Consider the following 13,785-nt stretch of genomic DNA (forward strand, 5'->3'; position numbering starts at 1 on the left):
CCTTTATGTGCCGGGGTAGGCCATCACGTCTCTGGGGTCCATGACCACCTTCACGGCTTGGCCCGCCTCGTAGATGTTAACGCCGTCGTTTTTCTCAATGACCTTGATGGTCTGACCGGCGGCGCGGATGTAGTACTTGATGTACAGCCCGTAGTACTCCCGGCTGTCCACAACCCCCTCCAGCGCGGCGCAGCCCGGCTTGGGGTCGATGTTCACGTGGATGCGCTCCAGGCGGATGTAGTTTTTCCGGGCGGGGTCCACCTGGCCGCCGGCCTGATTCAGCGCCGCCACCGCCTGGTCCCCCAGCAGATTGATATCGCCGATGAAGTTGCATACAAACTCGGTGGCCGAGTGGTTGTACACCTCGTTGGGAGTCCCAATCTGCTCGATGACCCCCTTGTTGAACACGGCGATATGGTCGGAGAGGGTTAGTGCCTCCTCCTGGTCGTGGGTTACGTAGATGGTGGTGATGCCGAAGTCCTTCTGCATCTGTTTCAGCTCGTTGCGCAGCTGGACCCGGAGCTTGGCGTCCAGATTGGACAGGGGCTCGTCCATACAGATGATGGAGGGTTCGGTGACCAGAGCCCGGGCAATGGCAACCCGCTGCTGCTGCCCGCCGGACAGCTGACTCACCGCCTTTTTCAGCTGCTCGTCGCTCAGGTCCACTTTCCTGGCGATTTCGTTCACCTTCTGGGCAATCTCCGCCTTTTTCAGCTTCTTCAGCTTCAGGCCGAAGGCGATGTTGTCGTACACCGTCATGGTGGGGAACAGGGCGTAGGACTGGAAGACGATGCCGATGTTCCGCTCCTCAATGGGCTCGTGGGTGATGTCCTTCCCCTTGACCACCACCGTGCCCGACTCCGGCGCAATGAAACCGGTGATGGTGCGCAGAGTGGTGGTTTTTCCGCAGCCAGAGGGGCCAAGGAAGGTGAAAAATTCCCCCTCCTCCACGTGGACATTGATGTTGTGCAGAGCGGTGAAGTCGCCAAATTTGACGACAATATCGTTGAGGCGGATCATAGGCAAAGCTCCCTCTCTTTCTCAGATTCCTGCCGCTTACAGCAGCGTTAGTTTGGCGGGCCGAGTCGTCCCGCCCCGCACTTAAAAACGGCGGTCCAAGTGCAGGGCGCGGCGGCCTGTCCAGCCTTTAAAATTTGTGGCGGGCCGGTCCCCCGGCCCGCCGCAGATGGAATATTAGGAGTTAGCCGGCGCTCTGGGTCAGGGTAGCCCAGTCCAGGCTGTCCCAGTTGGGCTCAGAGACGGCGCTGCTGGCGTCGGCCCAGTAGAAGCCCAGGTTGGTCATAATGTTGGTCCACTCACTGGAGTGCTCGCCCACATACTCCGCATAGGTCTGGTCGCCGTTTACCTTGGCCAGAGCAAAGTTCTTCAGGGTGTAGATCTCAGGTACGCCGTCGGGATACAGAATCCCAGTGGCGGCGGTGTTGCAGGGGTAGGAGTCGAACTCCTCGCCCCAGGCGGCCTGGATCTCGGCGGAGCCGAACCACTCGGCAAACTCCTCCACAGCGGCGGTCTGCTCGGGGGTGCGGCCGGCCTTGTCCAGAATGCCGATGTACTCGGCGATGTAATAGGTGCCGTCGGCGATGTCCACCAGGGACCAGTTCTCGGGCTCCAGCGCACCCTTCAGAGGATTCTGGGAGTCCTCACCCGCGGCGTCGATCTTGCCGTAGAGGGAGGAGGAGTAGAAGGTGGAGACCTGTACGTCGCCCCGGTTCAGGGGATCAAAGCCATAGCTGTCGCCGGTGAAATTGCCGTTTTCACAGTATTTCCACAAAGTCTTCCAGCCGTCCAGAGAGATGCCGCCGGCGGGGGAGGAGGGGTCCACAAAGGCATAGAGCATGGCGGAGTTGATATTGGCGTTGGTGGTGCCGCCCACCTTGCCCTGGCGGTACCAGGAGTAGCCGCAGTCCACAATGTCCGCCCAGTGGTCAAAGTGGAGCTCCTGGCCGTTGGTGCCCAGTTCATCGTTGCGGTAGAGCATCAGCACGTTCTGAATCACCAGACCATAGGCCTTGCCGGGGTAGACATACTCGCCCACATCGCCGGCCCAGGAGGGGGTCCAGTCCATGATCTTCAGATTCTCATAGGTGCCGTCCACCAGCTGGCTCCAGCGGGTCTCGTTCAGACCGAAGATCAGGTCGCCGTCCTTGTTCTCGTTGGCGGCCTGGATGGCGGCGGTGTCGCCGGAGATGACAGAGTTGTCGTCGATAGAGATGTTGAAGCCGGCGTCTCTGGCCTCGTTGATGAGCCAGGTGGTGCGCTCTGTGGAGTTGGAGTTGGAGTAGATGCGGATGGTGTAGTCGTAGTCCGGCTCAATCTCCTGGGGGTCATTCTGGGCGGCACTGCTTCCGCCGCCGGAGGAGGGAGGGGGCGCGTCCTGCTGCCCCTGATTCCCGCCGCCGCAGGCGGCCAGAGACAGTGCCATAGACATAGCCAGCGCAAGTGCAAGGATCTTTTTCATATCTAGGACTCCTTTGATAAATTTGGATATTGCGATAGATTGCTTCCCCATATATTATAGTCTGTTTGTCAAAAATGTCAAGGAGATTGTGAAAAATTTCCAAGGCGTTTGCGCAGTTTTGACAGGATAAGGGAAAAAAGCGACGGGAGCTTCTGCCGGGCGGGAGCGGATTTTTTCGAAGGGAATGGCGGTTAGGATTGCATTTCCAGTGGATTTTGGGTACAATAGAGACCACTGTATTCTATATTCAAAAAGTGAGGTACATATGAATCAGAAGGAAATCAGCGAGCTGCGCCGCCGGTTCCGGGGGGACAGGAGCGCCATCAGTCGGGTGTACGGCTGTTATGTCAACTGCAACAAGGAGGTCATCTCCTACATTGACGAGTCCCTGGGCATGATGCCCCAGGAGGAGGCGGAGCAGTATCTGGGACTGCTGAAAAAGGCTCTGTCCGGTACCCTGGGGAAGAACCTCATTGATATTGTATTTGCGACCCAGCAGGTGGTAGACAGCGACGAGCACCGGCTGCTCATGGCCCTGCGGGACTCCCAACTGAAGGACGAGGAGGTGCGGCGGGAGTTTTTCCAGAAGGTGATTGACTGTCTGGATATGGACGGGAGCAACTACCTGATCCTGCTGGCCCACGACGCCTACGACGTACCCCGCCGGGGGAAGGACGGGGAGGACCGGGAGGAGGAATCAGAGACGGTGTTCTCCTACTTTGTATGCTGTATCTGCCCAGTGAAGGATGGCCGGCTGGAGCTGAGCTACTGCCCCGGGGAGAATGAGTTCCACAACAGCCTGCCCAGGCAGCTGGTGTGTCCGCCGGATCTGGGATTTCTCTTTCCGGCCTTCGACGACCGGGCCGCCAACCTCTACAATGCCCTGGCCTATGCCCGCAAGCCGGACGAGCTGCACCAGGAGTTTCTGGACGTAATCTTTCACACCGAGCCGCCCATGTCGGCGGGGGAGCAGAAGGAGGCCTTTCAGAGCGCCCTGGAGGAGGCCCTGGAGGGGGTGTGCAGTCTGGAGGTGGTCCAGGCCGTCCATGAGCAGCTGGCCGAGCGCATCGAGCAGCACAAGGAGAGCCGCGACCCGGAACCCCTGTCGGTGACCCCGGGGGAGGTGGGGAGCATTCTGCGGGAGTGCGGCGTGGAGGAGGCCCGGGTGTACGCCTTCTGTGAGAACTGCGGCCAGCAGTTTGGGGAGGGGGCGGCTCTCAGCCCCACCAACCTCATCGACAGCAGGCGCTTTGAGGTTAAGACCACCGACGTGACCATTACGCTGCCCGCCCAGCGCAGCTGTCTGGTGGAGACCCGGGTCATTGATGGCCGGAAATACCTCCTCGTTCCCGTGGGGGAGGGGCTGGAGGTCAACGGGATCCCCGTCGAATAAATGAAACCGCGTCCGCCGTTCTGGCGGACGCGGTTTTTCCGTATCAAAAACTGCCGCCCGGAGGCGGCAGTTTCTTCAGATCAAGAGGGATCACTCCTGGGGAGCGGCGGCGGGCTCCAGCTCCAGCGCGCCGAACTCGGCGTCACCGAAGAGGTCCTCCCCCTCCTCGGCGGCGTCCTCGCCTTCGTCTTCGTCCCGGCTGAAGTCCAGGTCGACCTCCCGCTCAGGTCGGCGGCGGGACTGTGCAACCAGGTTGCCCTCGTCGTCGATGACGTCCTCCTGGCGGTACTGAGCCAGGCCGGAGCCGGCGGGGATCAGCTTACCGATGATGACATTTTCCTTCAGACCCAGCAGGTGGTCCACCTTGCCCTTGATAGCGGCCTCGGTGAGCACCTTGGTAGTCTCCTGGAAGGAGGCGGCGGACAGGAAGGACTCGGTGGCCAGCGAGGCCTTGGTAATGCCCATGAGCAGCCGGGTACAGGTGGGGACGACCAGCTCCTGGCCCATCTCGTCCTTCTCACCGGCGGCAATGCGGGCCTTGACGGCCTCCTCGGCGTCCAGGAAGTCCACAATGTCGATGGTAGAGCCGGACAGCAAGTCAGAGCTGCCGGCCTCCTCAACCCGCACCTTGCGCATCATCTGGCTGACAATCACCTCGATGTGCTTGTCGTTGGTGTCCACGCCCTGCTGGCGGTAGACCTTCTGCACCTCGCGGATCAGGTAGTTGTGGCAGGCGGACAGACCCCGGATACGCAGGACCTCGTGGGGAGACAGAACGCCGTCTGTAAGCTGGTCGCCCTTGGCGGCGACGCCGCCGTTTACAACCCGGACGCTGGAGGCGGGGAGGGAGGTGTAGGTGGCCACCTCGCCGTCGTCAGCGGTGATGGTGATGTTGAGCATACCAATGTCAGCGCCGTCTTTGCGCTTAATGCTCTCAATGGATACCCGCCCGCCAATCTCGGCCAGCAGGGCCATCTTCTTGGGCTTGCGGGCCTCAAACAGCTCCTCAACACGGGGCAGACCCTGGGTGATGTCGCCGCCGGCCACGCCGCCGGTGTGGAAGGTACGCATGGTCAGCTGAGTGCCCGGCTCACCGATGGACTGGGCGGCGATAATGCCCACCGCCTCACCGGCGCCCACGGGCTCGCCGATGGCCAGGTTGATGCCGTAGCACTTGGCGCACACGCCGCTGCGGGCGCGGCAGGTGAGGACAGAACGAATCTTGACCGCTTGGATGCCGCGGCCCTCCAGAAGTGCCGCGTCGTCCTTGCGGAGCATGGTATCCCGGGAGAAGAGAACCTCGCCGGTGGCCGGGTCGGTAATATCCTCCACAGGGTAGCGGCCATGAATACGCTCGGCGAAGGGTTCGATGACCTGACCGTTCTCCTCAATCTCACTGACCTCAATGCCGTCCCGGGTTCCGCAGTCCTCCTCACGAATAATGACCTGCTGGGACACGTCCACCAGGCGTCGGGTCAGGTAGCCCGAGTCGGCGGTACGCAGGGCGGTGTCGGCCATGCCCTTTCGGGCGCCTCGGGAGGAGATAAAGTACTCCAGCACGGACAGGCCCTCACGGAAGTTGGCCTTGATGGGAATCTCGATGGTGCGGCCGGCGGTATCGGCCATCAGGCCGCGCATACCGGCCAGCTGACGGATCTGAGCCATGGAACCGCGGGCGCCCGAGTCGGCCATCATAAAGATGGGGTTGTACTGGTCCATGGACTCCTGGAGGGCGTCGGTGACGTCCTTGGTGGTCTTCTCCCAGGCGGCCACGGTGAGGCGGTAGCGCTCCTCGTTGGTGATGAGACCGCGGCGGTACTGCCGGTCAATGCGGACAATCTCCTTCTCGGTGGCGCCGATGAGCTCGTACTTCTTGGAGGGGACGGTCATGTCGGCAATGGCCACCGTGAGGGAGCCCTGGGTGGAGTAGTGATAGCCCAGGTCCTTAATGGCGTCCAGCATACCGGCGGAGGTGGTGAAGCCATGCTTGGTGATGCAGCGGTCGATAATTTTGCCCAGCTGCTTCTTGCCCACCACAAAGTTGATCTCCGGATCAAACATGGTCTCGGGATCAGTGCGGTCCACAAAGCCCAGGTCCTGGGGAATGGCCTCGTTGTAAATCAGACGGCCCATGGTGGTGGTGACCAGCTTGTGCTGCTCCACGCCGTCCACCTCCCGGTACATACGAACCTGGATGGGGGTGTGGAGGGTTATAAGGCCGTTGTCATAGGCCATCATCGCCTCGTCCCGGTCGGCAAAGGCGTGGTTGACATTGCCCTCATCCCGGGTGTAGGTCAGGTAGTAGGCGCCCAGGATCATATCCTGAGAGGGGATGGTGACAGGGCCGCCGTCCTGGGGGCGCAGCAGGTTGTTGGCCGAGAGCATCAGCACCCGGGCTTCGGTCTGGGCCTCGGCGGACAGGGGGACGTGGACGGCCATCTGGTCGCCGTCGAAGTCGGCGTTGAAGGCGGTACACACCAGAGGGTGGAGCTTAATGGCCCGGCCCTCCACCAGCACGGGCTCAAAGGCCTGGATGCCCAAACGGTGCAGGGTGGGGGCGCGGTTGAGCATGACGGGGTGGTCCTTGATGACGAACTCCAGGGCGTCCCACACGGCGGCCTCGCCCTTCTCCACCATCTTCTTGGCGGCCTTGATATTGTTGGCCAGGCCGTCGTCCACCAGCTTCTTCATCACGAAGGGGCGGAACAGCTCAATGGCCATCTCCTTGGGCAGACCGCACTGGTAGATTTTCAGGGAGGGGCCCACCACAATGACGGAGCGGCCCGAGTAGTCCACCCGCTTGCCCAGCAGGTTCTGGCGGAAGCGGCCCTGCTTGCCCTTGAGCATATCAGACAAGGATTTCAGCGCCCGGTTGTTGGCGCCAGTGACGGCCCGGCCCCGGCGTCCGTTGTCGATGAGGGCGTCCACCGCCTCCTGGAGCATCCGCTTCTCGTTGCGCACGATGATATCGGGGGCGTTGAGCTGGATAAGCCGCTTCAGGCGGTTGTTCCGGTTGATGACCCGGCGGTACAGGTCGTTCAGGTCGGAGGAGGCGTACCGTCCGCCGTCCAGGGGGACCATGGGGCGGATCTCCGGGGGAATAACGGGCAGCACGTCAATAATCATCCACTCGGGCTTGTTGCCCGACAGGCGGAAGGCGTCCACCACCTCCAGCCGCTTGATGATTTTCAGCTTCTTCTGGCCGGAGGCATCCTTCAGCTCCTTGCGCAGCTGCTCAGACAGGCTCTCCAGGTCGATCTGCTGGAGGAGCTTCTTTACCGCCTCGGCGCCCATGCCGGCATCGAAGTCGTCCTCATACTTCTCCCGCATGTCCCGGTACTCCTTCTCAGAGAGGATCTGGTTCCTGGACAGAGGGGAGAAGCCGGGGTCAATGACAATATAGGCGGCAAAGTAGAGGACCTTTTCCAGGATTCGGGGGCTGATATCCAGCAGCAGGCCCATACGGGAGGGGATACCTTTAAAATACCAGATGTGGGAGACGGGGGCGGCCAGCTCAATGTGGCCCATCCGCTCCCGGCGGACCTTGGCCTTGGTGATCTCCACACCGCAGCGGTCGCACACCTTGCCCTTGTAGCGGATCTTCTTGTATTTACCGCAGTTGCACTCCCAGTCCTTGGTGGGACCAAAGATCTTCTCGCAGAACAATCCGTCCTTTTCAGGCTTGAGGGTGCGGTAGTTGATGGTCTCCGGGCGCTTCACCTCGCCGAAGGACCACTCGCGGATCTGCTCAGGGGAGGCGATCCCGATGCGGATCGCGTCAAACTCAGCGTAACTCATGTTTTGATCTCCTCCCGTTTTCAGTTATAGTCTTCCTCGGAGAAGAGGGCGTCTTCGGTGTCCTCCGTCTCCGCTTCCACGGCCAGATCGTCGTCGTCGCTGTCACCCTTGAAGGTGAAGCCGCCGGCAGAGGCGAAGTCGGCATCGCTCTGATAGCCGAAGTCGTCCTCCCGCTCGTAGTAGTCGTCCCGGACGGGCTGGTAGCCGTCGTCATCGTCGTCCTTCAGCTCGATCTCGTTGCCGTCCTTGTCCAATACCTTCATGTCCAGACACAGGGACTGCAGCTCCTTAATCAGCACCTTGAAGGACTCGGGCACGCCGGGCTTGGGCACATTCAGGCCCTTGACAATGGCCTCGTAGGTCTTGACACGGCCCGTCACATCGTCGGACTTCACCGTCAGAATCTCCTGAAGGGTGTAGGCGGCGCCGTAGGCCTCCAGGGCCCACACCTCCATCTCGCCGAAGCGCTGGCCGCCGAACTGGGCCTTGCCGCCCAGGGGCTGCTGGGTGACCAGGGAGTAGGGGCCGGTGGCCCGGGCGTGGATCTTGTCGTCCACCAGATGGTGGAGCTTGAGGAAGTAGACGTAGCCCACCGTCACCGGGTTGTCAAAGCGCCGGCCGGTGCGGCCGTCATAGAGCCAGTTCTTGCCGTCGAAGATACGCAGCCGGCCCTCGCTCTGCCACTGGGCCACCTGCTGGCCGTCGGCCATCTCCTCCGGGGTCAGGGGGCGGATATCGTCTACAAACCAGGGCTGACCGTCAAAATAGCGCACGTTGCCTGCCTTCAGCATCTGGGAGACCTGCCCGTCAGCACGCTCCTGGAACAGGCCTTCTGCCTCCTCCTGGGACAGGGGGCGGCGCTGGGTCTCCTCCTGGGTCAGGAACAGGGGCTTGCCGATGAGGGGTTCGTCGGCACCCACCTCCCGGGCCAGACCGGCCAGCTTCAGGCAGTCCTGGATGGACTCCTCAGTGGCGCCGTTGAAGATGGGGGTTGCCACCTTCCAGCCCAGAGTACGGGCGGCGTAGCCCAGATGGACCTCCAGCACCTGACCGATGTTCATGCGGGAGGGTACGCCCAGGGGGTTCAGCACAATATCCAGGGGGGTTCCGTCGGGGAGGAAGGGCATATCCTCCTGAGGCAGGATGCGGGAGACCACACCCTTGTTGCCGTGGCGGCCGGCCATCTTGTCGCCCACAGAGATTTTGCGCTTCTGGGCGATGTAGACCCGGACGGTCTGGTTGACGCCGGGGCCCAGCTCATCGCCCCCCTCCCGGGTAAAGACCTTCACATCCACCACAATGCCGGCCTCGCCGTGGGGAACTTTCAGGGAGGTGTCGCGGACCTCACGGGCTTTCTCGCCGAAAATGGCCCGGAGCAGCTTCTCCTCGGCGGTGGCCTCGGCCTCGCCCTTGGGAGTCACCTTACCCACCAGGTAGTCGCCGGCCCGGATCTCCGCGCCTACCCGGATGATGCCGTGCTCATCCAGGTCCTTCAGGGCGTCCTCGCCCACGTTGGGGATGTCCCGGGTGATGGTCTCGGGGCCCAGCTTGGTGTCCCGGGCCTCGGTCTCGTACTCCTCGATGTGGATGGAGGTGAACACATCGTCTCGAACAATGCGCTCGTTGAGGAGGATAGCGTCCTCGTAGTTGTAGCCCTCCCAGGTCATAAAGCCCATGAGGATGTTCCGGCCCAAGGCGATCTCTCCCTTGTCGGTGGAGGGGCCGTCGGCCAGCACGTCGTGGTAGTTGACCCGCTGGCGGACCTCTACAATGGGCCGCTGGTTGATACAGGTGGTGTGGTTGGAGCGCAGGTATTTGGTCAGTTTGTACTCCTTAGTCTGGCCGTTGTCATAGGCCACAGTGACCCGCCGGGCGTCCACCTTGGTGACGGTACCCGGGCCCTCGGCCAGGATGGCCACCTCGGAGTCCATACAGTTCTTGTGCTCCTGGCCGGTGGCCACCACGGGGGCCTCGGGGCGGAGCAGAGGCACGGCCTGGCGCTGCATGTTGGCGCCCATCAGAGCGCGGTTGGCGTCATCGTTCTGGAGGAAGGGGATCATGGCGGTGGCCACCGACACCATCATCTTGGGGGACACGTCCACGTAGTCCACCTGGTGCCGGTCCACCGAGACGATCTCGCTGCGCTTGCGGCAGGGGACCCGCTCATGGAGGAAGCGGCCCTCCTCATCCAGCGGCTCGGTGGCCTGGGCGATGACGTACTCGTCCTCCATGTCGGCGGTCATATAGGTGATCTCGTCGGTGAGGCGACCGGTCTCCTTGTCCACCTTGCGGTAGGGGGCCTCAATAAAGCCGTACTTGTTGATGCGGGCGTAGGAGGCCAGGTAGGAGATCAGGCCGATGTTGGGACCTTCGGGGGTCTCGATGGGGCACAGACGGCCATAGTGGGAGTAGTGGACGTCGCGCACGTCGAAGGAGGCCCGGTCACGGCTCAGGCCGCCGGGGCCCAGGGCGGACAGACGGCGCTTATGGGTCAGCTCGGCCAGGGGATTGGTCTGATCCATGAACTGGGACAGGGGGCTGGACCCGAAAAATTCCTTGATGGCGGCGGTGACAGGCCGGATGTTAATCAGGCTCTGAGGGGTTACCACGTCCATGTCCTGGGTTGTCATCCGCTCGCGGATCACCCGCTCCATGCGGGAGAAGCCGATGCGGAACTGGTTCTGGATCAGCTCACCCACGCAGCGCAGGCGGCGGTTGCCCAGATGGTCGATGTCGTCCTTGGTACCCACATTGTGGGCCAGGCAGTTGAGGTAGTTGATGGAGGCCATAATGTCCTCCACAGTGATGTGGTTGGGGATCAGCTCCTCCTTGGAGCGGCGGATGGCCTGCTTCAGCTCGTCGCCCTGATACTGGTCCAGCAGCTGGCACAGCACAGGGAAGAAGACCATCTCGTCAATGCCCACCTCGGCGGGGTCAAAGTCCACAAAGTCCTCCAGACGGACCATGTTATTTGAAAAGACCTTCACCTGCTTGCCGTCCACGTCCACCACGGCCTCGTTGACGCCTTTGCGGTCCAGCTCCTGGGCCTGCTCCCGGGTCAGGAACTGACCGGCCTCGGCCAGGATCTCGCCGGTGCGGGGGTCGGCCACAGGCAGAGCCAGGCGCTGGCCGGACAGGCGGGTCCACAGGGCCATTTTCTTGTTGAACTTGTAGCGGCCCACGGTGGACAGGTCGTAGCGCCGGTGGTCGAAGAAGGTGGCGTTGATAAGGGTCTCGGCGGAGTCCAGCGTGGGGGGCTCGCCAGGGCGCAGCTTGCGGTAGATCTCCAGCATGGCCTCTTCATAGGTCTTGCAGGCGTCCTTCTCCAGGGTTGCCTTGATGCGCTCGTCCTCGCCGAAGAGTTCGAGGATCTCCGCGTCGGTGCGGGGGCCCAGGGCGCGGATGAGGCAAGTGACGGGCAACTTACGGTTCTTGTCGATGCGGACGTAGAAGATGTCGCTCAGATCGGTCTCATACTCCAGCCAGGCGCCCCGCCCGGGGATAACGGTGGTGGTGAAGGTGAGGTTTTCCGCTTTGTCCGCCGTCCGGGTGTAATACATGCCGGGGGAGCGGACGATCTGGGAGACAATGACCCGCTCGGCGCCGTTAATGACAAAGGTGCCCGAGTTGGTCATGATGGGGAAGTCCCCCATGAAGATCTCCTGCTCGGTGATCTGGTTATTGTTGGCGTTGGTGTTGCGCAGCTGGACCTTTACCTTAATAGGGGCGGCATAGGTGGCGTCCCGGGCCTTGCACTCCTCCACGTCGTACTTGGGCTTTTCGTCCATGGAGAAGTCCACGAAGGACAGCTCCAGGTTGCCGCCGTAGTCCACGATGGAGCCCACGTCCCGGAACACCTCGCGCAGGCCCACGTCCAAAAACCACTGGTAGGAGGTTTTTTGTACCTCCAGCAGATTGGGCATCTCCAGGATCTCCTCGTACTGGGCGAAGCTCTTTCGTGGGGTCTTGCCGTACATTACGTCCTTGACGACCATGCTAAAAAATCAACTCGCTTTCTTCAGAATTCACGGTTGGATGTCACTTTTGGAGGGGGATTTCAGGGGAAACAGGGAAAAATTGCCGTCAGTATGCACAATTTTCAAACGGAGGGGCGGATACGAACACCTGGACGCGTGGGCTTGTTTTCGCCGCCCGCTCTTGCCATTCGCCTGGGGGTGTGGTACACTGCAATTGTGAAATTAGGAAAGTGTCTTGCTGTTCGCTGAGGACACAAAAGCATTTTATTCTACCATATATGGGATAGGCTGTCAAGACCTATCCCATTTTTTTCTTTCATTTCGTAAAGTAGAGAAAATTTGTAGAGCAGGTCAGGGTTGTTCCACCTTGTAATGCCACAGGAGCGTACAAGCGGCGAAGCCGCTTGCCCCCTTTGGCAAAGGGCGGGGGATTGTTATTAGGTAGACTATCTTCTATTTCAGATTTCAAGTCGAAGCAGTGCCTGCCAGACAATCCCCGCCGCTTCGCCCAAGGGAGCTGACGTTTTGCGGTGAGGCAGAGCGGGATGGCCTTGGCCGCCCTGCAAATTTTGTCCGCTTTACGAATTTGAAGCCATTTTTCGTACCTGAACCGCCTGAATTTTTCCTAACTGAAATTCGCCAAGATTTTTTTACGGAAAAGATTTGACAAGTGGTAACAAATGTGTTACAATTCGGTTACAACTTCAACAACACCGTTTGCTGTTCAAAGGAGGCACACTATGGCAAATGAAAATCTGCCTCTTTCCTATAAGGGACATCCCCTGCGTCGGAAAGATAACCTGATCTACTACGGAACCATGGCGGAGAAATACATCATCATGCTCCAGATCCTCTCGTCTAAAAACCAGGGCGGGCTGCCGGTGGCGGATAAGGTATCCGTCCAGCTTCAGCTCACCGACCCCGACTTGAAGAGCCGGGACCGGGTCGTCAAAAAGAGTGAGAAGGACAGCCTCTATGCCGCCATGGATGTGGCCGCCGTGTGGCTGGAGCGGGCGCTGGCGGGCAAATAAACGCCGGCAAAACCGTCACGTGAGATAAAACGTCTGTGATAGATATTAGGAGGACGCAACTATGAATTTTAAAGGTACCGCAGTCCGTCTGACTGCCGCTGCGCTGCTGGTCAGCTCTATGATTGTTCCCACCTTTGCCCTTACCGGCACTGTAACGACAGATAACAGCGTTCTGCGGATGCGCGAGGAGGCCAATACCGGCAGTACGGTCCTAAAAAAGCTGGCTGACGGAACCCAGGTGGAGATTCTGGACACCCTGGAGGGCTGGTATCACATCTCCTGCAGCGGTCTGACCGGTTATGTGTCCGGCGATTATATCACCCTGAATTCCAGTGAAGAGGAGTCCGTCTCCCCGGAGGAGGCCGTCGTCCCCTTGAGCGAGACTCCCGCCGCCACATCCGACACCGAGACGGAGCCCGTCTATGTGCGGGTCGTCAACGGCCCCCTGAACATCCGCACTGGCCCCGGCACCGACTATGACAAGGCGAGCCAGCTGGCCACCGGCAGGATCGTTGAGGTGCTGAGCCAGGAGGAGGACTGGTATCAGATCGAGGGCGGCTACATCTGCGCCGACTATGTGGCCCAGGCCGATCCCTCCGAGGCGGCGGCGTCCGGCAAGGCCCAGGAAATTGTGGACTACGCCCTCCAGTTTGTGGGCTACCCCTATGTGTACGGCGGCAGCAGTCCCAAGGGCTTTGACTGCTCCGGCTTTACCAGCTATGTGTACAAGTACTTCGGCTACAGCCTGAACCGCTCCGCCTCCAACCAGCTGGACAACGGCACCCCCGTCTCCATGAGCGAGCTCCAGCCCGGAGATCTGGTCATCTTCAAGAAGGGCACCACCAGCAAGCGGGCCACCCATGTGGGACTGTACATCGGCAACAACCAGTTTGTCCACGCCTCCACTTCCAAGGTGGGCGTCATCATCAGCAAGCTGTCCGATTCCTACTACACCAAGGGCTTTGTGGGCGGTCGGCGCATTATCTGATTCATACATAATGAAAAGTTGGCGTCCCGCTGTGGGACGCCAATTTTTTGTATAAAGAAAACCACTCGCTAGGCGAGTGGTTCAAAAAAAGCCTTATGGCGATGATGTAGACAAGAAAA

General features: G+C 60.7%; 7 protein-coding genes. 3 read left to right on the plus strand and 4 right to left on the minus strand.

Annotation, left to right across the window (positions count from 1 at the left end):
* Positions 1–3 precede the first annotated feature (3 nt).
* Positions 4–1,020: an ABC transporter ATP-binding protein gene (locus D1646_RS08420; protein WP_160636031.1), complete on the minus strand. Its 1,017-nt coding sequence runs from the start codon at positions 1,018–1,020 to the stop codon at positions 4–6.
* Between the two features lie 181 nt (positions 1,021–1,201).
* Positions 1,202–2,479, minus strand: coding sequence for an extracellular solute-binding protein (locus tag D1646_RS08425; RefSeq protein ID WP_160636032.1), 1,278 nt, complete (start codon positions 2,477–2,479; stop codon positions 1,202–1,204).
* A gap of 265 nt (positions 2,480–2,744) precedes the next feature.
* Here D1646_RS08425 and D1646_RS08430 point away from each other — a divergent pair, with 265 nt between their 5' ends.
* Positions 2,745–3,872: a DUF4317 domain-containing protein gene (locus D1646_RS08430; protein ID WP_160636033.1), complete on the plus strand. Its 1,128-nt coding sequence runs from the start codon at positions 2,745–2,747 to the stop codon at positions 3,870–3,872.
* 90 nt (positions 3,873–3,962) lie between these two features.
* Here the strand turns inward: D1646_RS08430 and rpoC are convergent, their stop codons facing one another.
* Both rpoC and rpoB read right to left on the minus strand, forming a co-directional pair.
* Positions 3,963–7,670 (minus strand): DNA-directed RNA polymerase subunit beta', encoded by a 3,708-nt coding sequence (gene rpoC / locus D1646_RS08435; RefSeq protein ID WP_160636034.1) that lies wholly within the window; start codon positions 7,668–7,670, stop codon positions 3,963–3,965.
* Between the two features lie 20 nt (positions 7,671–7,690).
* The gene (rpoB, locus tag D1646_RS08440; protein WP_160636035.1) at positions 7,691–11,665 is read right to left on the minus strand and encodes a DNA-directed RNA polymerase subunit beta; all 3,975 of its coding nucleotides are present in this window, start codon (positions 11,663–11,665) and stop codon (positions 7,691–7,693) included.
* A gap of 722 nt (positions 11,666–12,387) precedes the next feature.
* Between rpoB and D1646_RS08445 the strand changes: the two genes are divergently transcribed.
* Positions 12,388–12,678, plus strand: a complete 291-nt coding sequence (locus D1646_RS08445; protein WP_160636036.1) for a hypothetical protein — start codon at positions 12,388–12,390, stop codon at positions 12,676–12,678.
* Between the two features lie 61 nt (positions 12,679–12,739).
* The gene (locus tag D1646_RS08450; protein WP_160636037.1) at positions 12,740–13,666 is read left to right on the plus strand and encodes an SH3 domain-containing C40 family peptidase; all 927 of its coding nucleotides are present in this window, start codon (positions 12,740–12,742) and stop codon (positions 13,664–13,666) included.
* Positions 13,667–13,785: the final 119 nt, after the last annotated feature.

Origin of the sequence: Pseudoflavonifractor sp. 60 (genome assembly GCF_009911645.1) — a bacterium.
In the GTDB taxonomy this organism is placed as follows: Bacteria; Bacillota; Clostridia; order Oscillospirales; family Oscillospiraceae; genus Lawsonibacter.

Bases quoted from the DNA above. Each gene is read 5' to 3' on its own strand.
- D1646_RS08420 (WP_160636031.1), bottom strand. From the start codon at position 1,020: ATGATCCGCCTCAACGATATTGTCGTCAAATTTGGCGACTTCACCGCT.
- D1646_RS08425 (WP_160636032.1), bottom strand. From the start codon at position 2,479: ATGAAAAAGATCCTTGCACTTGCGCTGGCTATGTCTATGGCACTGTCT.
- D1646_RS08430 (WP_160636033.1), top strand. From the start codon at position 2,745: ATGAATCAGAAGGAAATCAGCGAGCTGCGCCGCCGGTTCCGGGGGGAC.
- rpoC (WP_160636034.1), bottom strand. From the start codon at position 7,670: ATGAGTTACGCTGAGTTTGACGCGATCCGCATCGGGATCGCCTCCCCT.
- rpoB (WP_160636035.1), bottom strand. From the start codon at position 11,665: ATGGTCGTCAAGGACGTAATGTACGGCAAGACCCCACGAAAGAGCTTC.
- D1646_RS08445 (WP_160636036.1), top strand. From the start codon at position 12,388: ATGGCAAATGAAAATCTGCCTCTTTCCTATAAGGGACATCCCCTGCGT.
- D1646_RS08450 (WP_160636037.1), top strand. From the start codon at position 12,740: ATGAATTTTAAAGGTACCGCAGTCCGTCTGACTGCCGCTGCGCTGCTG.